The following is a 22,749-nucleotide window of genomic DNA, read 5'->3' on the forward strand; positions in this document are numbered from 1 at the left end:
TTGTTTTACATTCTTATGATCTAACAAGGTTCTCAAACCTCAAATTTGTTCTCACCGAATCTTGTTATTTCAGAATGATTATCAAACTTTCCAAAAGCACAAGGTTTCATCAAGTATATAGTGCACAATACCTTCTGCCATATACCTATTCTTATCCTGTGTACTAATATCTATTATACTCACTTTATCATATTGTGCCTCCTTAAAAACACTAATCATTTCCTCATCGGAAAGAAATCTGCCCATATCATTAAAGAAAACTGCTCTAACACCACACGCACTAGAGAGAAGCTTGATATAAATGCATATCTTTTCTGCCAACGATTCATACTTATAATCAAGTTCAACTGCTTCCGCCTTAAATAACTCATCCACTACAATACTACTCTGATAAGCAATTGAATATGGAACTTCTATAAGTAGCTTTTCCATAAACTCTTGAAGTTGTGAACATATGTCATTGTATTGCAAAAAATGGTTTTGCAATGCAATTGTAGATAATTCCTGATATACTTTTCCTTTAATCTTACGATTATTAAAATCAATTGAAAATGGTTCCAAAATCACCTCAGTGCTTTTCTTGATATCAATGCATTTTTCACCATCTGATAAAATTGCCTCACCCTCTCCATGATAGATTTGTGAATATAAATCAGATAACAGATCAACGTACACCTTTTTATTCTCAATCTGCAAAATACAGTTTTCATGTTCTTCCCATGCCATATCTATTGAATAAGGGCTATAAATAAATCTCATAAAATTACCAGTCTTTCATCAGTAGTAAGAGTATCTGACTTAAATTCACCTACTATGTATTCTATTTTTGCAAATTGTTTTTCTGTAATACTCAGCACCTGAACAATGCCTTCCGGCGGACTATTTTTTGATAGAGCATTCGTAACAGTCTCAACTCCAACAGCATTAGCAACTATTTTTGTGTAAATGGATTCCTGCATCATGATAAATCCGCTTTTTACGAGATATTTGCGGAAAGCAGCATAATCTTTTCTTTGTTTAGCGGTTAATACCGGTAAATCAAACATTACAATCATTCTCATATACCTATAACTCATGGCACCTCATATAGTTTTATAAGAGAAACATCTTTATCATTCAATGCATTGAAGACACTTTTACAATATATCTTTATTGCATTTGCCACAAACTCAGAACGCGCTCCAATTATCACTTCATCATTAAGTATATTCACAAGTTCCATTTTCTTTTCATGATTAAACTCAGTATGGTCCATGTTATAAACTGTTCTATCCACAATTATTCTAAATGGTTCCATTAAATCTGACGCCAGATTAAACTGATTAAACATATTGTCATGAAAAAGCCCTAATTGCGTGATATATCCATTTACAACAATCTCCCTTGTAAATGCAGAAAGAATAATACTATAACCGTAGTTAAGGGCCGCATTAATAGGATTATCAGAAGTTCTTGTAAATTCTTTACCAAAAAGCGCATTAAAATATACTTTTGCAGCATGTCCTTCCCTATTAGATTCATCTGCAAACTTGATTTCTTTAAGATAATTACCTAGCAATTCTGCCTCAGATTTGTTCAAGTAATCCAAAAACTCCTTTTGTTTTCTAATCTTATCTGAAACAATCTCAGTCCATACAGCACTTTTTGTATCTTCTGACCACATAATTTGTGACCGCACCTTCTCGCTTGTATCATGTGATCCATAATATGGCACAAGTTCAGAAGAAGGGTTACGCTTTTCATCACAGAAAATCACTTTTACCTTCTTCTTTATAAGCTCAGATAATAATGCCGCTGTTAAAGAGACAGCTGTAGATTCTATAAGTAGTGTCCCTATCTCATTAATAAAAATCTTTGTTGTTTCAGCGCTTCTAACAACCAGATATCCCATCTGAAAATCTAGCTTTGCGCTATTTGAAATAACCACAGTTCTCCAACTCATATTTCCAATAGATTGACCCTCCTTTCAAACAAACCTGTAGGAGACATCTCAAGTAAATATGCAGAAAAAAGATTTGTAATATTACTATTCATCTTATAAAAACCTGCTGCTTTTTTACCACCAATTTTAGTAAAGTCAACATCCTGTACAGCTGAATTCACCCATAACACAATTTGCATAAGAACTAAACACTGTTCTTTAATTGATAATGCCTTAAACGGTTCAAATCCTTCTTTAAGTGGTTCATAAATACTATTACTCCTACCACTGAATGCAGAACAACATAGTTTGCTCATTAATTCTGTATATAATGCAACATTTCTTTGAAGTGTAATAACAAGTTCTCCTTCACTCATTTCCTGATAATCATCAAGTTTAACTGCTTTCTCCACTTTTCCTAAATAAGCAGTATTCTTCACACTTAGATATAATGGCGAAAAGCTTTCAAGTGCAATACTATCTCCAGTTACTCCCCTTATAAGACACTTATGCTCATTTATAATAGCTGTAGAACCAAATTGCACAGGATACTTTCTAATTGATACATTTTCTACCTTTGCCTTATGGCTCCTTCTTACTCTTTCCTCAACATATTCAATCATTTTTTCTTTAAAACCAGATATATTTAAATAGATAGGAATACTAATAAGTTGCCTGACTTTTTTATCCTTTTCATCAGTTTTTCCCTTGATTGTATATTGTACTAAAGCATATGAAGATGTTGCTATATCACTAATGCCACCATATTTTGAAACATTTGATAACCTTGCATCATTTGTTTTGACAGGATAATAAGCGTCAGGATGCTTTTTGGCAACATCAGCACTCTTAATAGTAACCTTACGAAAGAGACACCCATGTGTTATCTCTGCTTTGTATGTCATAATAACTGATGCTTTACTCAACATACGTTTCACAGTCTTTATAGTTCCGGGATTATTATCGTTTTGAGGAATCCATGCAGTTTCACCGTTGCGCTCAACGACATAATCAAATACCTTATCCATATGATAATGATAGAATGGATCACGCCATTTTTTTCCTGCCTCCTTAATAAAATTCAACGGATTAGCGGTAAATTTAATATAATAAGTATTGCCAACAACAATATTCAAATAGGCATCATGAGCATGATGACATGAGTTAAGACATCTCACCTTGGGAAGATCATATTTCTGTCTAAAAGAGCTAACAACTCCTGCCTTTGAAAAAATAATCTTTGTCTCAGGAAATGCCTGTTTAAGTATATGGGTAACAGCTTTTGTTCCCTGTCTGGTCTCTACAAGCTGCCTTGCAATAAAGTCAGCCTGCTCCTGCTCTGTAAACTCTATTTTTCTTACAAGTCTGTTAAATTTTTCCTTGGTTATAAATCCTTTCTTTAGAAGCCCTCTCCAAAAAGCCCCCATTTTTTCTTGTATATTTGGCGCAAGCGGATAATCTCCACCTTTAATATCGTTATTTATTTCTTTTTCAACTAAAACAAGGTTATTATCAAGACTATCGTCTTTTATGTAATGACGAGGATAAATATGGTCAATATCATATTTACTATTATTGCTCAAAAGGTCATCTAAATCTATTGCTTTGCCCGTATACATGCTCTTGCCATTCTGCAGATAATACAGATAAAGCTTCTTTTGCTTAAAATCACGTTCTTCATATTGTGAAATTTCATTAAGGAACTCTTTTTGTCCTTTATAGAGTTCTTCGAGCTTTTTCTTTCTTGACTGTGTCCTCTTCCCCTTTTCTCCATCCTCACGTGGCATTTCAACAAAAATTTTATCAGGCGCAGTTTCACTTACTGAGTAAATATCTTTCAAAATTCGCAAAGTCTGCCACACCATTCTTTTTACAGAGGGTGAAAGATACATGTCATCAAGATCTTCAATTATCCATTCACATATTTCTTTCTGACTTTTCTGCACACGCCGTTCAAGTTCTTCTCTATATGAATGCGTTCCACCAAGTAGCTCCATCAGATTTTCGTTATTCTCCCATAAAGAGATAATGATTGATCTGTCTGCCTCAAAGGTTCCTTCTTTTCCGGGCATCTCAAGAAATTCTTTTGAAAGATTCCCCCATCCTGTAAAAGAGAAACCTGATATTCGCTTTATTTTTTCATCATCAAGAATTTTGCCATATTCTTCCTTAAGCTTCTTTTTTATGTACTTCTTGTCATTGCCAAAGACAGTTCCCCAAAATATGATTTTTTCAATCATATTTCTGTCCTTGCCATATACATTCTCTGCACCAAATATAGGCGCGAACTTGTTTATAGAAGAAAGTGAACTCTTAAAGTCTCCATCAATTCCGCTAATCACAGCATCCGGGGAATCTTCTTTATTCATAAGGCCATTAGCAACCAGATAGTTCACCAACTGCTTACAAGTTACTCTTTTTCCCTTCATGAATAGTTTCTCATATATATCTTGTTTCTGGGTAACAGTTATCTTCTCGCCATTGACTTTTAAATTATTTAATTCATTAAGTACAAGAAATTTCTCATAAAGGAGCGATTGTTTAGGGAGTGTCTCCTGATTCTGTAGATATGTGCACTTTCTGAGCATTCTCGTAATAAAATCTTCCGCCGCCTTATCCATGTCAATTTTTTCTGAAATGTTCCATGGATAAATCTTTCCGGGAGCCTTTCTTTCCGCCCATGCATTTCTACTATTTTCTTCACCCGGTGTTTTTCCAAGCGGTCCTACATAATACGGAATATGATACATAAACATCATAAGAATTCTCTCTGAAACAGTCAGTCCGGATTCGTCTCTCTCATTTAAAAATGGCAAGTATGTACCAGCATTCTCAAGAATCTTCTTCATTTCTCTGGCATGCACCTGATTAGGTATTACACCATTTGAACCGGTGAGCTGTTTGCTCAAGAAAATTCCATTTTCCATTCGAATACGCACTTCGGCTATATCAGGATCTTCATTAGCTTTTTCCGGAAGCTTTTTTAATATATCATTTATAGTTTTGTAAAGTTCGTCCTGTCCTCTACCTTTATTTCCATTTCTCCTTACTTTCTCTTTATCTGAATTTACGCTGCCAACATAGGCACTATAATTTCCATCACTCATTTTTCTAAAAAATGATTCATAAGCTGATTTACTATATTTCTTTAAAATCTTTTTTAACAAAATCAAATCCTCGTGATGGCTGTTATATAAATTAACTCTTGCAATAGAAAGGTATTGCTCGCCTTTCATAATGTTCGCAAGTATACCTATGTCATATATTTCCTTGGCACCAGCAACCAATTCATAATATTCATCGCCAATAATATCTATAATCTCCGCAACCTTTTCTTCGTAATTGCTATCAGAAAAAGCAAATGAATAATTCTTATTCTCCTCATCAACCACATCACCAAAAATGTTGAAAAGTTTCCCTTTCATTCCACAACATAATTGAAGAATTTCATAAACTTCCGGACTTTCCTTCTTTGTAATTCCAACAGTCTTTAAAAGCAGCTCTAACTTTTTCTTTTTCGAGATATCTGTTCTACTTAATGTCTGCTCAATTTCAGAAGCCTCAACAATTTCAGGAACACTAATATCGAAAAGAGATGCTGTTTCAACAAGATGTCTATAAGCATCGTTCATAGACGCTTCCTTACCATCCACACTTAAAGATTCGTTTAGAAAGTTCCCTCTATGTTTGAACAAATTTAGTAGTGCAAGGTACACTAACCTTACATCATGAGGTTTAATTGGATTGCTATCCAAAAGCTCTGCTCTAAGATGGAATATCGTTGGATATTTTTTCAAATAATCCGTATCATTAAAATCCTTGTCATTGAAGATAGCATACTTCTGCTTATTATCTTCACTTCTATCCTCAAAGTGATATTTACTTTCTTTTAAACGTAGTAAAAATCCAGAATCCACCGCTTCTATTGCCTGCGCAAAACACATAGTAAGATAATTTATTCTGGCAACCTGTCTTTGCCTACGCCTCCGGCCTATTCTTGCAGTTCTTCGATCTTCTGCTGTTTTTGCCTCACTAAAAAGGCGTACTCCCCACATATCTTTCCCTTTAGCTCGCTGCAAGACATAACTATCATCTGTTACAGCCCATCCGACAGAACTTGTGCCCATATCAAGACCTACATAATACTTACCAGTGTTCATAGTTAATCCTTCCTCTTGTCTACGTTTGACAATATGTTTAGTAATGCTATAATGATAATATCTAACAAGGTGAGTGCAAATAAGGCTTTAGCCGATATCGTTTGCCCGCATTGTGCGGCACTTAAGTTAGTAAAAAAGGCTTTGAGAAATCAAGGTCTTTTTTAGTTTACCTAACTTATACACAATAATTATATCAACGTTTTATAAAACTTTTCTTAACGCATAATTATATTTCAATCAACTATAATCCGTAAAAAAATAAAGAAGCTATACCATCTCTAGATATAACTTCTTTATCAAATGATAATATGTCTATTTTTCTTATTACACAGTGATTTTACTGTTCCGCAATCTTTTTACTCATGCGATGTAACCAAAAACTAATGCATATTGCCACTAAAGCAATTGCCAGACAGGTATAGAGAACAGGTCTTAGTGCTGTGGCATACTCTGAAGGATCAAATATTCCTTCTCTATGGAGTTTGACTGAAAAATAAATCCAATATGCTGTCGAAGCAAAGGCCACGATCCATAGACAGAAACGTATTATAAAAAGCTTTTTCTTTGTATTCATTAGTATTTCCCCCTTTAATTAAAGTCGTATCTTTTAATTTCGCAATTTTTTATACCGCAGGATGAAAATTCTTCGTTATCCATTTCTCTGAAATATGATTCCACCATGCGGACTATGCCATTGTGAGCAACAAGGATTACTTCCTGATCACCCGCTTTTATGTCATCAAGAAGATTGTAAATTCTCTGGGCCAGCTGTAGCATAGATTCCCCTGTGCCAAATCTGCTTGCCATATCCTTTTTAGCTTCATGGAACTCTTTACCATCCCTTGGCGTAGACTCATATCTTCCAAAATTCTGCTCGATAAGTCTTGGTTCTATTTTCATGGGAATGCCTGTGATCTCAGAAATGTGTCTTGCTGTTTCTTTTGCCCTGACAAGAGGTGACGAAAGTATTACATCAGCTTTTATCCCCATATCAATAACTTTTTTGCCGGTCTCAATAGCCTGATCATGACCTTTTTGTGTTAGTTCTATATCCGTAGCTCCACATATTTTGTTTTCGACATTCCAGATAGTTTCTCCGTGTCGTATAAAATACACATGATCCATTTCTTTTTCCTCTCATTTCATTTTCCCGAAAAGGCTTCCCATTGATATTTACAACTTGGATTCCATATGATCCAGGAATACACGCCGTTATCATTTACAGCCTTTATCTGCTCCTTTACTTCAGCAACTCCATACTTTCTGTATTTCTTAAGGTAAGATGCTGTAAAGCCCTGAAGCCATGGTCTAACCTTTGCCTGGATTCTGTCGCCTCTTGGATTGACTGTTTCAAGCTCTGTAGCAGAATACTTCATTGCAGCATCTATAGTCTCGTATGGATATAGGTCCGGATAATCTTTTCCCATAGTACCTTCATAGTAATGGGATGGATAGATCATCGGAGAAAGACATTCACAGTTCATTGAAAGCCATGAATACTCCTGTCCCACTATGTTTCTGTCAACTTTTGAATTTATGACGGTTCCAAAAACATCCAGTGATAGCGGCATCTGACTTGCCTTAAGCGAAGCATGAGCATCTCTTACAAACTCATATATGGCACGCCTTCTGCCATAGCCATTCATTCCTATATCTTCCTCTTTTATCCCGGTTGGAAACCTTACATAATCATATTGGACTTCATCAAAGCCTGCTTCCTTACAGCCAAGAGCTACCTCTATCAGGTACTCTTTTGCCTCCTCATTTCTTGGGTCAATCCAGTTAAAACCTTTATTATCCTCATATATCGCGCCATCTGCAGTTCTAAGCATCCATTCAGGCTTAACCTCATCAATGAACGGATCCCTGAATGCAACGCACCTGGCAATAACATATATATCATGGTCATGGAGTTCTTTTAAAAGCCCCGGCATATCTTTTACCAGAATGCTCTCTGTTCCGAGGTTATCAATGAGTTCAGAATCCATGTCAAAAACAATATTTCCCTCATCATTCTTAACATCAATGACCACAGCATTTATATTTGTTTCATCGACATGTTGTATTATCTCATCCATAATGCTCTTGGTCCCGGCAACATATGCGCTGACATAGATTCCATGAATATCTTTTTCTTCTTCGGGCGCTTCCTGAGCATTTACTTTGCATTCATATCTGAATACCACACATATAAGGAGCATAACTCCAATAAATAATCTAATGTACCTGTTTCTTTTCATAAGCAAATATATATTTCCTTACCTTTTATCATTTTAACGGCATTTGATGATGTTTTCCTATTACCACGCTATATTTTACTACATTTACATCTCCATTTGTTTTGAAATGTAATATTTTCTCGCTAATATGTCCTTATGATCATTAGCAACACTCAATGTAACAAGCAGAATACTATGTTTACATTTCCCGGACTTATTCTGTATAATTGTTTTCATTATGAATAAAGAAAAAAACAAACAGATAAAAAGTTCACTACTACTTCTTTTAGCATCAGTTGTATGGGGTGCCGCCTTTGTTGCACAGTCCGTAGCAAGCAACAATGTTGGAACATTTACATTTAATGGCATCCGCTTTATCATCGGAGGAATATGCCTGCTTCCTCTGCTCAAAGGCCATCAGCTTTCACCTGTAAAAATACCTCCGGCCAAACTGCGCGGAGGTATAATATGCGGAACGGCTCTTTTCCTGGCTTCTACATTTCAGCAGGCAGGAATTGCCCTTGGCGCTTCAGCAGGAGAGGCTGGTTTTCTTACCGCCTGCTATATTGTGCTGGTTCCCATCATAGGTCTTATTATAGGAAGAAAATGCTCTTTTCTTATATGGCCTGCCGTATGCATCGCACTGATTGGCTTGTATCTTCTTTGTATTCCGGAAGCAACTGCGGTAATTAAACTTTCCGGTGCCGATACTGCTCTTTTAATGTGTGCTCTTCTTTTTTCAGTGCAGATACTCTGCATCGATCACTACGCGCCACTTATGAATCCGGTCTCACTGGCATGCGTGCAGTTTATTGTAAGTGGAGCATTATCCTTTGGCGCAGCAATTATATTTGAATTATTGCCAAATCCAGCCTTATGGCTTAGTGCACTCTGCACACCAAAAGCCTGGATTGCAATTCTTTATACAGGAATCTTCTCCTGCGCTATCGGATATACTCTGCAGGCAGTTGGTCAACGCTCTCTCAATCCTGCCATTGCTTCACTGATAATGAGTCTTGAATCAGTATTCTCTACATTATTTGGTTGGATAATCCTTCATCAGACAATGACAGGTAGAGAATCAGTCGGATGTATACTGATTTTCGCTGCAGTAATACTAGCACAAGTCCCTCGTAAAAGATAAAAAAAGAAGCTCTCTATTCACTTTTTTCATGAATAGAGAGCTTTTTTGAATTCAGTTATAGACTCGATTATTTCCAGGAAATTGTTCCAATACGACCTGTTGCATATCTATTATTAAACAAACCGCTTCCAGGATAGCAATGGATATAATATGTACCCTTCTTAAGCTTAGCTGTCTTGTATGTTCTTGTACCACCTGTAGTATTTGAAGTAGTATCATAGCTTACAAGCTTACCGTTTGAATTACGGAACTCAAAGAAGATTCTGCTGTAGTCTTCGTCCAAAGTCTTTGTTGTAATTGTGACAGCCTGATTCTTTGTAAGACAAACTTTATACCATCTGTCATACTCATTTCCCCAAGTATAAACAAGAGTCTGGCTCTTTTTCTGAGCGAGTGTTGCTGCAAGATTTCTGCTGTAGTTAGTAGGATTAACTGCTTTTGAGAATGTATACTTAATATTTGTATCTTTGTCAGAATAAGGATTGCAGATATAATATGTTCCCTTAGAAAGAACATAATAATATGTATTCTTCTTAGAACTGAAATATGTAATTGGCTCATTCTTTGAAAGTCTGACATCTTTTTTGAATGACTTCAAAAGCTTCAGACCAACAGTTGCATCACTTGTCTCCAACTTGATATATCCATCTGAAGGAAGAGTGATCTTGTAAAGGTTGTAGTTATAATAATACTTCCTGTCGGTCCTATTCCAAGCGCTAGAGCAGCGTTTTGCTGTTACCAGAGTTTTAGCCTTAAGTGCAGTTACATTATAATTATAAACCTCATCAGTAGCTGCCTTAGTCTCCTTAGGGAAGAATCCCAGTGATAATATCAGCACGAATAACAGTGCCAAAAATAGTTTTGCTCTTTTTTTCATTATTTTCCCTCCTTATAAAAAAGCATTGACAATTTATTTCAAAATTGCCCCAAAACATACTAATATATTTTCACACAAATGCCTTTATAAATCAAGGCACACATTCCATCGACAGGCGTGGCCTAATTTGTGCAACATATTCCTATTCCACAAAAAGAGCCCCTCATCCACTATCACAAATCTGGATAAAGAGCTCTTTACAATTCAGTTATAAATCATCTTATTTCCACGAAAATGTTCCAAGACGTCCCTTAGAATATTTACTCTGAAAAAGAACTTCTCTAGGGTAGAATCTAACATAGTAAGTTCCCTTCGTAAGCTTATCTGTTCTTACCAACTTACTACTACCCGACTTTGTTACTGCCTGAGTCTTAACTGTCTTCCCTCTTGAATCTCGCATATCAAAAAGCATGCTACAATTATTATCATCTAAGACCTTAACATCCAATGACAAAGTCTTATTCTTAGTGAGTTTTATCTTGTACCACCTGTCAAATTCGTCATCATAACTGTAGTTGATCACTTCTTTTTTACCGGCTGCAAGTTCTGTTGCACGGCCTTTACTGTAATTAAAAGGTGCCTGTGTCTTTACAAACTTCCAACGAATCTGTGTATCGTTTATAGAATCATTATTAAAAATATAATATGTTCCCTTAGGTAATACAGCATAATATGTACTAGCACCTTTGCAATTATTCACAACAGTATTAATACCAATTTTTCCGGATTTATTCAAAGATTGGTATATACGAAGCTGAGAATTTTGATTTTTAGAATCAATTTTTATATATCCTGATTCAGGAACTATTATCTCGTACAAACAATAATTATAAGTACATGATTTTCCGGAACGTGTATAAGATTGCTTTTGAGCATTTACCCAGGTGTTCTGGTTGAATGAAGCTATATTATAACTATAATTATAATCTACAGCATCAGCTTTTGATGGGAATACACCCAATGAAAGAATTAGCACGAATGCAAGTGCTATCAGTTTTTTAGTAAATTTCTTCATATTTTCCTCCTGATAGAACAACGCATCGACAATTATATTTAAAACAAACACATACAAGCGTCTATTATCACACAAATTCCTTCATAAATCAAGCCACTCTAATTATAAAAAAGCTTATCTCACTTATGTCAAAAGCAACACTTAAATCATTTCACCTCAGTTTTTCATATGAACATCAACCTGTGGAAATGGAATCTCTACGCCTTCCTTATCAAATGCTTTTTTAATCTCCTCATTCATTGACCACTTTGCCAGGAGATATTCTGATGGCTTAACCCATCCCCTTACGCGCAGTACAACACTACTATCTCCAAGTTCATCTACAAATACTTTTTTGTCATATTTGTCAGAGATATAAGCATTCCCATCAAGAACTTTCAATGCAACTTCTCTAGCTTTATCAATGTCAGCGCCATAAGAAATGCCAACCATTGTATCAAGGATTCTCATGGTGTTTCCTGTATTGTTTGTTATTATTGTAGAAGCAAGATTTCCGTTAGGAACTATAACTTTTCTGCCATCTCCGGTTAAAAGTTTGGAATTGATAAGAGCAATTTCCACAACTGTTCCTTCTATTCCTGAACCATTGACAACAATGTAGTCGCCTGCTCTGAAAGGCTTGGCAATAAGGATCAGAATTCCTCCGGCAAAGTTTGAAAGTGTACCCTGCACAGCAAGACCTATTGCAACACCGGCTGAACCAAGAAGCGCTACTATACTTGCAGTGTCCATTCCAAAGGCAGCCGCTATAGTAAACAAAAGAACTATCTCAAGTCCTACTTTTACAAGCTTTGCAAGAAATTTTGAAGTGGCAGTTTCAAGCTTTGTTTTCTCAAGTGACTTCTCAATAATGTTTGAAATAAGCCTTATGACCTGCCACATTACAACTAGAATAACTATCGCAACAGCCGCTTTAAATAGTAATGGAACCAACTTATCTGGCAGCTCTTTAAAGAATTTCTCAAAAGCTCCAGGATTCAGGTTCTCGACATTTACGGCCTCAGCAAAAGTCTCGATTGTTTCTTCTGCACTAGAAGCCAGATTAGTAAGTAATAATGAATTAAACATTTTTCATCCTTATCCTTCAAAAAATTTTTCCAATTAATTTTAGCACAATCAGAATAAATTTAAATATTTAAAGAAGAAAAAGGTTATCACAAAGTGATAACCTTTTCCTTCTTCGCATCTGTTCTATAGGTGATTTTATTTACTGTCTTTCTGTCTTCCTGTACTTTGTAGGCGACACCATCTATAACAATAAATGTCCCCGCATAGATAATCGAAGTAACAACGACCCTAGCATTACTTCCTTTCTTTATTTCCTCATCAAGTCCCTCTTTCTTTTTATTAAGCTCCTTGATCTTACTTTCCTTAACACCTACTGCAGCATTAATTTTGATTTTCCACTGCATGAGTTTTTTATCTACAACACCAATCTCCTGAAGCCTGTTCTTCTCTACCGTAAGTGTCTTAAGATCTTCCTGTTCACGGGAAATCTGTTTTTGAAGATCCCCATACTCTTTTAATATAGCAGCACTCGCGCCAAGATTTATTATCGTCCTACCACCTGACTTATTTCCCAAAATAGCAGACTCAACACCTTCAACGCTCTGAATATTGCCGCCGTAGATCATGCCCTGTCTGCCAAAAGTCTTAACCATACCTTTAGCATTTATCTTGCAGTTTATGAAATAGTTGGCAGAAATTTCATTTCCCGTTATAGTAACGCCTTCACAAAACTTGGCAGTAACATTTCCCTTAGCATTTATACTGCCTCGTACAGGACAGTTGGCACCACCGGCAATTACTACATTCCCGCCGCTTGTGATGTAAGAGCTCTCCATGTAACCACCAATAATAACATCACCTGTTGCCACAATCTCACTGCCTGAACGAACATTTTCCTGAACAAAAACAACACCGTCATAATTGATCTTTTTATCAGTTATCTTAACTTCAGGTACAACCATGACTTTCTTTATGTTGATGATATTATCCTTAAGTGTTATCGCACCTGTATACTTAGCAACATAAGTAACACGATCATTCATGATCATGAAACCATCACCTTTTAAGATAGGTATTTCTTTTCCATGCGCGGCTTTTATTACTTCACCATATACATTGAATCCGTCAGAGCCTTTGTTTGCCCTATGATAAATAGCAATTTTATCACCAACATGTACCTGCTGAACCATGTCAAGCTTTGAAAAATCTATCTCTCCTTCTGAATCAAAAGAAATCTCCGTCTTATTCTCAGGATCAAAAGAGTATTCATAATAACCATCTGAGCCATTCACCACTTCTTTTCCGGCCGCCACGAGATATTTAAGTCCCGGTTCAGGATTTGCAAGCATCTTCTTTATGAGTGTCCTGTCGATTCCTTTTTTTACTCCAATCTTTATAAGAAATGCTACTACAGCATCCTCTGTGTAGTTTATTCCATCTGTCCTCTTCGGTAATTTGACCCAGCACATCATTTTATCCGGAGAAATTTCCACATAGTCATTCCTGTTAAGAAGCATGGAAGATAAAAGAACCGCATTATCCGATACGCCACCGGTCCTGTCAAGTACTGATCCTTCAAGACCATCATCTGAGATCATAGTCTGAATATCGCCCATTACAAGCTTTTCTCTGATGCGGCGCATATCCTTTGCCGTGTACATCATGCTCGAATACTTTGATATATCAAGACCACCTTCAAGGCCCAGACGTATCTCGCGCATCTGATCAGCTCTGTAAAGAGGCTTACAGTACGGGGTTATATCAATCTGATTTTCAAGGCCCTGACGCATCTCACGCATCTGTTGCCAGCCATAGGCAGCATCTGCGTATTTTTTAACATCTATCCCTTCCTCTAAACCAAGCCTTACTTCTTTTATTGCATCACCACGCATATCAATTGTGATATAATCATGAATCGGGATATTCTCTTTAAGTGCCAGGCGTATTTCCTCAAGCTGCTCAGCATCATATCTTTTTCTGACATAACCGCTTATATCAACCTGATCCACATATGCTTTATGCATCTGATCAAGGATACTTGCCGTGTACTTACCAATACTTGTTTCATCAAAAAACAGTCCATCTTCTGCGCTTTCTCTTATAGCGCGCATTTTAAGATAGGACATATTTACGTCAGCGTAACCTGATACATCAAGACCTGCCTGAAGCCCCTTTCGTATCTCACGCATCTGAAGCGAATCAAATTGAGGATCCTGGAAAAAAATGACCGGAACACCGTTTCGTCTATTTAGGCCATGACGAAGTTCACGCATCTGATCAGCAAGATATTCCTTTTTCGCATAAACAGACACATCTACGCCCTCAGCAAGACCTGTTCTTATCTGATAAAGCTGCTGATTATCAAACCCCTGTGCCCTGTACATTGTCATATCGATTCCCTGAGACATCTCAAGTCGCAGTTCCTCCATATCAGTCCATGACATTTTTGGATTTATATATCTTTTGACATCTACGTTGGGATCTTCCAGACCTTTTCGTATCTCCGCAAGCTGCAGCGAATTAAAGCCAAGATTTCTTAGCATATTTGCATCTAAACCAAGCTCAGCGCAACGCTTTAATTCTTTCTCTGTAATATTGCTGTTAAAAGAATCCAATCCGGAATAAACATTAAGCTCATTAATAAGATCAAGTTCCTGAGTCGCCATTCATAAGCTCCTTTTGTCACTTTCTAACATAAAGATACAAATTAATTTTATCACTTTAATGTTTCTTGCTCAACGTTTTACAGATATGTGCAATTATTAAAAAACAAGAAAAAAGAGCCATATCACTTTATGACATGGCCCTTGTTGAAATTCATTATTATAATGCAAACTTTGCGACAAAGCTCTGCAGTTCCTGAGCATTTTCTGCAAGTCTGTCAGAAGCTTCTGCTACTTCGTGAGTTGATGCCGTCTGTTCCTGTGATGCAGCAGATACGTTCTGAGTTTCATCTGCAACATTCACACTCATATCCTCAATCTGGCGGATGTTCTCTGCGATAGTATCTGTACCATCAGAAAGATGTTTAACAATCTCACTCATTCTAGCAGACTGTTCAGAGATTGAATATACCATATCAACAATATTGTTAAAGGTATTTCCAGCTTCATTTACAGTCTCTGTACCTTCTACAACGCTTTGTGCGCCTGCTCTCATCGCATCAACTGCTTCATTAGAATTCTTCATGATCTCAGCAATGAGTTCAGTAATATTTGATGCTGCATCGTTTGACTGATCAGCAAGTTTACTGATCTCACTTGCAACCACAGCAAAGCCTTTTCCCATCTCTCCAGCTCTTGCAGCCTCAATGCTGGCATTAAGAGAAAGAAGGTTTGTCTGGCTGGCAATCTCTGCAATTGTATCAACAAAGCTATCTATATTCTTGAGCTGTTCACCAAGAGCATCTACTACTCCTGCTGTGTTCTCAACTGATACCTTGATTGTCTCCATCATATTTGTAGCATTGGTCATGTCTGCTGCGCCCTTTGTTGCAGCTTCATTAGTTGTCTGAATCATTTCTGTAGTTCTGCTTATAGCATCCTGGAATTCCTGCATGTTGCTTACGAAGGACTTAGTCTCTTCGCTTGCTCCTGATACTGCATTAATCTGACTTGCGCAGGAATCAGCCACAGTTGTGCAGGAATTTGCAACCATCTCACTAGCTTCAGCAGACTGAGACGCGCTTGCCGATAATTCCTCTGATGCAGATGCTACTGAAGAAGTAGTATCAGAAATCTTTGTCATGAGATCTCTAATATTCTTATGCATCATATCAAGTGCAATTGAAATCTGACCAAGTTCATTATTTTCTTTCATCAGATCTCGAACCTTTGGCATTTCCTCTGTTTCTGAGAAGTCATTATTAGACATATTCACCAACTGTTTGGTCGCAAGAATAATAGGTCTTGTAATTCTCTTTCCCATATAGAAAGCAATTATAATTCCGACAACGAGAAGCGCCAAAGCAATAAGAATAGACTGTGTAAGACCACTCATAACTGACTCATTGGCCTGCTGTTTATACTGTGCAACAAGCGCATCAATATGGTCAACCCACACGCCGGTTCCCATTACCCAGTCAAATGGCTCATAATATGCTGTATAGTTTATCTTTGGAAGTGGTTCTGTTTCATTAGGTTTTGCAAACATAAGCTCAGTATATCCGCCACCATCCTGCATACCATTCTTGATCATCTCCTGAATGAAATATGTTCCATTCGGATCCACTGAATCCCATCTTGACTGTCCCTCAGTATCTCTACCAAGCAAAACAACGTTAATACCTTTTGAAGTATCAACCCAGAAATATCCGGCACCATCATTGTATTTAAGCTCTCTGATAATGTCAGCTGCAGCTTTCTGAGCTTCCTCCATCGTCATCTCACCAGCCTGATATCTGTTATACATAATTTCACAGACACTCATAGCTTCCTGAGTCTCATTTTTAAGCTCAGTCATTATGTCATCTCTGAGTCTCTTTTCGTAAATAGATCCCTGATAATGATTGGTCAACAATATGTTATTAATACTGAAAAGCTCAATACATATAGCAGTGATCGATACAGCCAGAATAATAGATCCGACTATTGGGAGCATTAAAGAACCACGTTTTTTTTCCATGACCAATATTTCCTTTCTGCTAAAAACCTCGAAGATATATACGGTATTTTACTAATCAAACATATCATTTTTTCGATAGTTTATCAAATCCTTAAACTTTGTCAAAAAATAAGAGAACCCTTGAAATTCACTGAATTTCAAGGGTTCTCCACTTTATAAATTAACCATTAAATTACTATAACCAGTAAGTTAAGATAATCAGCAGTTAATTAGTTCTTTTTGTTAGCGTTGTAAGCCTTCTTAGCTTCTTCGATACCAGCCTTAAGACCAGCAAGTCCAGCCTTAGCTACTTCAGCAGAAGTCTCAGCAAGTTCCTTAGCGATAACCTGAGCCTTCTCAGCAGCTTCCTTAAGCTTTTCCTTTGTATCGTCATCTACAAAAGCCTTCTTCTCAGCATCAGCACTCTCGTTGCATCCGCAGCACTTCTTCTGTTCAGCCTTCTCAGCGATAGCAGCCTGAGCAGCAGCAAGTCTTGCTACAGGTACACGGAATGGTGAGCATGATACATAGTCAAGGCCAATCTTATGGCAGAATTCTACAGATGAAGGATCTCCACCGTGCTCACCACAGATACCAACATGAAGCTTAGGATTTACTGGCTTACCAAGCTTAAGTGACATTTCCATAAGCTTACCAACACCTGTCTGGTCAAGCTTAGCAAATGGATCGTTCTCGAAGATCTTTGTATCATAGTAAGCATTGAGGAACTTACCAGCATCATCACGAGAGAATCCGAATGTCATCTGTGTAAGGTCGTTTGTACCGAAGCAGAAGAAGTCAGCTTCCTTAGCAATCTCATCAGCTGTAAGAGCAGCTCTAGGGATCTCGATCATTGTACCAACTTCATACTCAAGCTTAGCACCTGCAGCAGCGATTTCAGCATCAGCTGTTTCTACAACTACCTGCTTAACATACTTAAGCTCCTTAACTTCACATACAAGAGGAATCATGATTTCAGGCTTAACGTTCCAGTCAGCATGTGCCTTCTGAACTTCAAGAGCTGCACGAATAACAGCCTTAGTCTGCATCTTAGCAATTTCAGGATATGTAACTGCAAGACGGCATCCTCTGTGACCCATCATAGGGTTGAACTCATGAAGTGAGTTGATGATAGCCTTGATTTCTTCAACGCTCTTGTTCTTAGCGTCAGCAAGCTTCTTGATTTCTTCCTCTGTTGTAGGAACGAACTCGTGAAGTGGTGGATCAAGGAATCTGATTGTAACAGGGCATCCCTCAAGTGCTTCATAAAGAGCCTTGAAGTCGTTCTGCTGATAAGGAAGAATCTTATCAAGTGCAGCTTCTCTCTCTTCTACTGTATCTGAGCAGATCATCTCACGGAATGCAGCAATTCTGTCTTCCTCGAAGAACATGTGCTCTGTACGGCAAAGACCGATACCTTCAGCGCCAAGCTCTCTAGCCTTCTTAGCATCAGCAGGTGTATCAGCATTTGTACGAACCTTAAGCTTTCTGAACTGATCAGCCCAAGCCATGATACGTCCGAACTCACCAGCGATCTGAGCGTCAACTGTTGCAATCTGACCATCATAGATGTTACCTGTTGTACCATCGATTGAAATGAAGTCTCCTTCATGGAATTCTTTTCCAGCAAGTGTGAACTTCTTGTTTTCTTCGTCCATGTTGATGTCGCCACAACCTGATACGCAGCACTCACCCATACCACGAGCAACTACGGCAGCGTGTGATGTCATACCACCACGAACTGTAAGGATACCCTGAGCAGCCTTCATACCTGTGATATCTTCTGGAGATGTCTCAAGACGAACAAGAACAACCTTCTCGCCTCTCTCAGCCCAAGCTACAGCATCATCAGCTGTGAATACAACCTTACCGCAAGCAGCTCCAGGTGAAGCACCAAGACCTTTTCCGATAGGTGTTGCAGCCTTAAGAGCAGCAGCATCAAACTGAGGGTGAAGAAGTGTATCAAGGTTTCTAGGATCGATCATTGCTACAGCTTCTTCTGGAGTCTTGTGTCCCTCATCAACGAGGTCGCAAGCAATCTTAAGAGCAGCAGGAGCTGTTCTCTTACCGTTACGGCACTGAAGCATATAGAGTTTCTTGTTCTCAACTGTGAACTCCATATCCTGCATGTCATGATAGTGGTTCTCAAGAGTCTCACAAACCTTGATGAACTCTGCGTATGCTTCTGGGAATTCCTTCTCCATCTGAGCGATTGGCATAGGTGTACGAACACCAGCAACTACGTCCTCACCCTGAGCATTGATAAGGAACTCACCCATAAGCTTATTCTCACCTGTTGCAGGGTCACGTGTGAAAGCAACACCTGTACCAGACTCATTGTTAAGGTTACCGAATACCATAGGCATTACGTTAACAGCTGTTCCCCATGAATAAGGGATATCGTTATCACGACGATATACGTTAGCACGAGGGTTATCCCATGAACGGAATACAGCCTCGATAGCAAGCTTAAGCTGCTCTACAGGATCTGAAGGGAAGTCCTTGCCAAGCTGATTCTTGTACTCAGCCTTGAACTGTTCAGCAAGTTCCTTAAGATCTGCTGCTGTAAGGTCAACGTCGAACTTAACACCCTTCTTCTCTTTCATTGCATCGATAAGCTGTTCGAAGTACTTCTTACCAACTTCCATAACAACGTCTGAGAACATCTGGATGAAACGACGATATGAATCATATACAAAACGCTCGAAAGCAGGATCAGGATTGCCCTTGATCATTGCTGCTACAACGTCATCATTAAGACCAAGGTTAAGGATAGTATCCATCATACCAGGCATAGATGCACGAGCACCTGAACGAACTGATACAAGAAGAGGATTCTGAAGATCACCAAACTTCTTACCGTTGAGCTCCTCCATCTTCTTAACGCCTTCCATAGCCTGAGCCATGATTTCGTCATTGATCTTACGACCATCCTCGTAATACTGTGTGCAGGCCTCTGTTGTGATTGTGAAGCCCTGTGGTACTGGAAGGCCAATGCTTGTCATCTCAGCAAGGTTAGCACCCTTACCACCGAGAAGGTTACGCATTGTCATGTTACCTTCGCTAAACATATAAACCCACTTGTTAGCCATGTTTTTACCTTTCTTGTCGCTTTATAAACGACAACCTTTCATAATGTGCTTATTTATAATCACCGCATATTACCGTATGCTTCCGCAACGATATATATGGTCAAAACAACAGTGTTCTAAACATATATATCATCACAGAAGCCTGAATTGGTAAAAATGCAGATAATTACCAATATTTTAAACTTCTAATCCTGTCAACTCAAAGTTCAAATCATTTATGCTTTTGAGCCTTGTTTCGGAATGAAGCTGTCAAATATAAATATGTCAAAGTTCTTTTTGGCTTTTTCCAGATCTTCTTCGTTCTTAATGGTCCATGCAGCAGATGTACAGCCATAAACCTTGCGGCAAAGTGTTCTCGCCAAAGAATCCGAATAGCGATGATTAAATGCTATAAAATCCGGTTTTCCCAAAATATTCAAAAGTAAATTGGTAAGAATAAAATACAAAGGACCGCTAAACTCGTCAGGCTTATCTTTGTGAAATTCATCAGATAACTGTCCTCTAAAGACTTCAGGCCTGTGACGCCTGTACCAAAGAACCCCGAGGGGATTAAAAGATTCAATACAATATACACCCTTATACTCCCCAAGAAGCGTATCCACAACAGGACACACTGATAAATCCTTATACTCAATCTTAAGTTCTACTATAAGCGGAACCTTACCATCAACAAGTCTAAGAAAATCCCCAAATTTAGGAATCTTTTCTGAAGATCCCAGCAGATGAAACTGCATAAGTTCTTCATAGGTATAATCAATAACCTTGCCCTTTACCCCAAGACTCCCATCAGGATTAACTACCGCATCAGCAGGGGCACATCCCTCCTGATATCTTGCCACTCTCGCAAGTGTAAAATCATGAAAAATGACTGGAACACCATCCCTGGTAAGCTGTACATCACACTCAATACCATATCCGCCATCAACTGCCTTCTTAAAAGCAGCCATTGAATTCTCGGGAGCATCAGATGAATTATCATGAAGCCCGCGGTGAGCGTACAGCACATGGGTAAACGACTCTCTTGAAGGCCGGTGCATCATCCTTGGCATAATAAGAATCATGTAAAGAGCAGCCAAAATAATAACAACGAGACATAAAACCTTCAAAATAAGCATTGAAACCACTTCCTAAATATTTACTACCTTACGTTAAATTAATAACACAAGTTTTCCGTTAGATATTTTACAGCCTTATCCTATATTACGCAACAATAAAAAACACTTTTTAATAAAAGATTTATTTATTTGAATTTTTTTATCCTTATCAGTCATCGATGTCAAAGTGCTCCAAAATAGATTCTTTCTTGGGTGGCTTAGCGTCTCCATGCTTTACCATAAGCATTGTACAAAAGGCAAGGGCTGAAAAAATAAATGCATACGGGAACAATGTCTGATATGAAACATGCTCAAGTAGAAATCCGGAAAAAATAGGTGTAAATACCTGCGCCGCCATGGAAAATGTGTAATATGTTCCGGTAAACTTTCCAATGTCACCGGACTTACTCATCTCCACCACCATCGGGTATGAATTAACATTTATAGCTGCCCATCCGATTCCCACAAGAGCAAAAAATATGTTTATTGAAGGCGAAAAGTGAGGATACAGCCCTGTGATAACATAACTTGCTCCCATCAGTGCAATGCCTATAAGAATTGTCTTCTTTCTGCCAATCTTGCCTGACACAAAAGCAATTGGAACATAGCTTAGAGTTGCGGCTATGGTTGCAACCAAAAGGCAGGTAGCATAAGCATTATCATGAAGATCCCATACTTCACCAACAAATCTTGAAAACGCAGTTGTTACCGCATTATATGCCGTAAACCATAAGAAAACCGAGACAAGAAGAAAAATAAGACTTCTCTTAACTTCTCCTGGCATCATTTTAGTAACGCTTCCCTCTTCAAATTTAACAGTCTTATCTGAGCGGTCAAATTCCGAGTCATTATCAAAGGTATCTCCGAGTGAATGAAGACCTCCCTCCTGATGTATTTCTTCTTTAATCTTATTTTCTTTAATTGCAATGAAAACAACAAGAACCGAAATAAGCATGAATATTACAAGTGAGATCATAAGTGGAATATAACTTGTCTCTGCTGGGGCTGCTGCTTCTTTTAACAAAACCTTTATCATAACAAGGACATAAATTCCGCCCAAAGTGCCCATAAGATTAATTATTGCATTAGCAGAACTTCTAAATGGCGCAGGTGTCAAATCCGGCATCAGTGATACTGCAGGAGACCTGTATATTCCCATAGAGATCAAAAGCAGCAATAAAACAGCTACAAACAGAGCAAGACTCCCACTTGGCCTTGCCACAGTAATAAGAATAGTCAAAAGAACTGTTGAAAGAATTGTTCCCACGACAATAAAAGGCATTCTTTTCCCGAATCGTGTATCTGCTTTGTCAGAAATTGTCCCGAACATAGGCAAAAGAAATAGCGCAAGAATATTGTCAAGTGCCATCACAACACCCGTCAGTGTCTCACCAAGATTAAATGTGTACTTTAAGATTTTTGGAATTTCGTTGTCATAGAACTGCCAGAATGAGCAGATAGACATAAAGGCAAAGCCTATTAGAATAGTTCTTTTTGTATTAAGTTTCATCCCCATTACCCCCCTAAATAGCCCTATATAGTCTATGATACTACTCTGAGTCCTAAATGGCTACAATTACAAGCGTTCATGCAAGCAAATTGTCTGACTTTTTAAGA

Annotated in this window: 16 protein-coding genes; 1 reads left to right on the forward strand and 15 read right to left on the reverse strand. The window is 37.9% G+C overall.

The window, feature by feature from the left end; translation table 11 throughout:
- Positions 1-81: 81 nt before the first annotated feature.
- The 7 genes from csn2 to BM086_RS01655 all read right to left on the reverse strand — a co-directional run bounded on the left by csn2 (position 82) and on the right by BM086_RS01655 (position 8,321).
- Positions 82-759, reverse strand: coding sequence for a type II-A CRISPR-associated protein Csn2 (csn2, locus tag BM086_RS01625; protein WP_092322434.1), 678 nt, complete (start codon positions 757-759; stop codon positions 82-84).
- A complete protein-coding gene (gene cas2 / locus BM086_RS01630) occupies positions 756-1,076 on the reverse strand; it encodes a CRISPR-associated endonuclease Cas2 (RefSeq protein WP_242952104.1) in 321 nt (106 codons plus the stop codon). Before cas2 ends, csn2 begins: the two co-directional genes overlap by 4 nt.
- A complete protein-coding gene (cas1, locus tag BM086_RS01635) occupies positions 1,073-1,927 on the reverse strand; it encodes a type II CRISPR-associated endonuclease Cas1 (RefSeq protein ID WP_330391475.1) in 855 nt (284 codons plus the stop codon). The genes cas2 and cas1 overlap by 4 nt, the downstream gene beginning before the upstream one ends.
- A gap of 11 nt (positions 1,928-1,938) precedes the next feature.
- Complete coding sequence (gene cas9, locus BM086_RS01640) at positions 1,939-6,081, reverse strand: type II CRISPR RNA-guided endonuclease Cas9 (protein WP_092322437.1); 4,143 nt, start codon at positions 6,079-6,081, stop codon at positions 1,939-1,941.
- A gap of 337 nt (positions 6,082-6,418) precedes the next feature.
- The gene (locus tag BM086_RS01645) at positions 6,419-6,655 is read right to left on the reverse strand and encodes a hypothetical protein (RefSeq protein WP_092322439.1); all 237 of its coding nucleotides are present in this window, start codon (positions 6,653-6,655) and stop codon (positions 6,419-6,421) included.
- Positions 6,656-6,669: 14 nt separating this feature from the next.
- A complete protein-coding gene (locus tag BM086_RS01650; protein ID WP_092322442.1) occupies positions 6,670-7,206 on the reverse strand; it encodes a histidine phosphatase family protein in 537 nt (178 codons plus the stop codon).
- Between the two features lie 17 nt (positions 7,207-7,223).
- Positions 7,224-8,321, reverse strand: a complete 1,098-nt coding sequence (locus tag BM086_RS01655) for a putative glycoside hydrolase (RefSeq protein ID WP_141107685.1) — start codon at positions 8,319-8,321, stop codon at positions 7,224-7,226.
- Between the two features lie 217 nt (positions 8,322-8,538).
- On the opposite strand from BM086_RS01655, the gene BM086_RS01660 reads away from it, so the two are divergent.
- Entirely contained in the window at positions 8,539-9,444 is a 906-nt protein-coding gene (locus BM086_RS01660) for a DMT family transporter (protein WP_092322448.1), read from the forward strand.
- 67 nt (positions 9,445-9,511) lie between these two features.
- Here the strand turns inward: BM086_RS01660 and BM086_RS01665 are convergent, their stop codons facing one another.
- From BM086_RS01665 to BM086_RS01700, 8 genes are all read right to left on the reverse strand, one after another.
- Positions 9,512-10,321: a hypothetical protein gene (locus BM086_RS01665; protein WP_092322451.1), complete on the reverse strand. Its 810-nt coding sequence runs from the start codon at positions 10,319-10,321 to the stop codon at positions 9,512-9,514.
- Positions 10,322-10,541: 220 nt separating this feature from the next.
- Entirely contained in the window at positions 10,542-11,336 is a 795-nt protein-coding gene (locus tag BM086_RS01670) for a hypothetical protein (RefSeq protein ID WP_092322453.1), read from the reverse strand.
- A 156-nt stretch (positions 11,337-11,492) separates the two neighbouring features.
- On the reverse strand, positions 11,493-12,404 hold the full coding sequence (locus BM086_RS01675; protein WP_092322457.1) for a mechanosensitive ion channel family protein: 912 nt from the start codon (positions 12,402-12,404) through the stop codon (positions 11,493-11,495).
- 86 nt (positions 12,405-12,490) lie between these two features.
- Complete coding sequence (locus BM086_RS01680) at positions 12,491-15,010, reverse strand: DUF342 domain-containing protein (protein WP_092322460.1); 2,520 nt, start codon at positions 15,008-15,010, stop codon at positions 12,491-12,493.
- A gap of 157 nt (positions 15,011-15,167) precedes the next feature.
- Positions 15,168-16,967: a methyl-accepting chemotaxis protein gene (locus tag BM086_RS01685; RefSeq protein WP_092322462.1), complete on the reverse strand. Its 1,800-nt coding sequence runs from the start codon at positions 16,965-16,967 to the stop codon at positions 15,168-15,170.
- 209 nt (positions 16,968-17,176) lie between these two features.
- Positions 17,177-20,038, reverse strand: a complete 2,862-nt coding sequence (ppdK, locus tag BM086_RS01690) for a pyruvate, phosphate dikinase (RefSeq protein WP_092322465.1) — start codon at positions 20,036-20,038, stop codon at positions 17,177-17,179.
- Positions 20,039-20,253: 215 nt separating this feature from the next.
- Complete coding sequence (locus BM086_RS01695; RefSeq protein WP_092322468.1) at positions 20,254-21,153, reverse strand: glycerophosphodiester phosphodiesterase family protein; 900 nt, start codon at positions 21,151-21,153, stop codon at positions 20,254-20,256.
- Between the two features lie 148 nt (positions 21,154-21,301).
- Positions 21,302-22,642, reverse strand: coding sequence for an MFS transporter (locus tag BM086_RS01700; protein ID WP_092322471.1), 1,341 nt, complete (start codon positions 22,640-22,642; stop codon positions 21,302-21,304).
- Positions 22,643-22,749 lie beyond the last annotated feature (107 nt).

Origin of the sequence: Butyrivibrio sp. YAB3001, from assembly GCF_900112195.1 — a bacterium.
Lineage (GTDB): Bacteria > Bacillota > Clostridia > Lachnospirales > Lachnospiraceae > Butyrivibrio.

Coding starts and splice junctions, on each gene's coding strand:
- csn2 (WP_092322434.1), bottom strand. CDS start 759: ATGAGATTTATTTATAGCCCTTATTCAATAGATATGGCATGGGAAGAA.
- cas2 (WP_242952104.1), bottom strand. CDS start 1,076: ATGAGTTATAGGTATATGAGAATGATTGTAATGTTTGATTTACCGGTA.
- cas9 (WP_092322437.1), bottom strand. CDS start 6,081: ATGAACACTGGTAAGTATTATGTAGGTCTTGATATGGGCACAAGTTCT.
- BM086_RS01645 (WP_092322439.1), bottom strand. CDS start 6,655: ATGAATACAAAGAAAAAGCTTTTTATAATACGTTTCTGTCTATGGATC.
- BM086_RS01650 (WP_092322442.1), bottom strand. CDS start 7,206: ATGGATCATGTGTATTTTATACGACACGGAGAAACTATCTGGAATGTC.
- BM086_RS01655 (WP_141107685.1), bottom strand. CDS start 8,321: ATGAAAAGAAACAGGTACATTAGATTATTTATTGGAGTTATGCTCCTT.
- BM086_RS01660 (WP_092322448.1), top strand. CDS start 8,539: ATGAATAAAGAAAAAAACAAACAGATAAAAAGTTCACTACTACTTCTT.
- BM086_RS01665 (WP_092322451.1), bottom strand. CDS start 10,321: ATGAAAAAAAGAGCAAAACTATTTTTGGCACTGTTATTCGTGCTGATA.
- BM086_RS01670 (WP_092322453.1), bottom strand. CDS start 11,336: ATGAAGAAATTTACTAAAAAACTGATAGCACTTGCATTCGTGCTAATT.
- BM086_RS01675 (WP_092322457.1), bottom strand. CDS start 12,404: ATGTTTAATTCATTATTACTTACTAATCTGGCTTCTAGTGCAGAAGAA.
- BM086_RS01680 (WP_092322460.1), bottom strand. CDS start 15,010: ATGGCGACTCAGGAACTTGATCTTATTAATGAGCTTAATGTTTATTCC.
- BM086_RS01685 (WP_092322462.1), bottom strand. CDS start 16,967: ATGGAAAAAAAACGTGGTTCTTTAATGCTCCCAATAGTCGGATCTATT.
- ppdK (WP_092322465.1), bottom strand. CDS start 20,038: ATGGCTAACAAGTGGGTTTATATGTTTAGCGAAGGTAACATGACAATG.
- BM086_RS01695 (WP_092322468.1), bottom strand. CDS start 21,153: ATGCTTATTTTGAAGGTTTTATGTCTCGTTGTTATTATTTTGGCTGCT.
- BM086_RS01700 (WP_092322471.1), bottom strand. CDS start 22,642: ATGAAACTTAATACAAAAAGAACTATTCTAATAGGCTTTGCCTTTATG.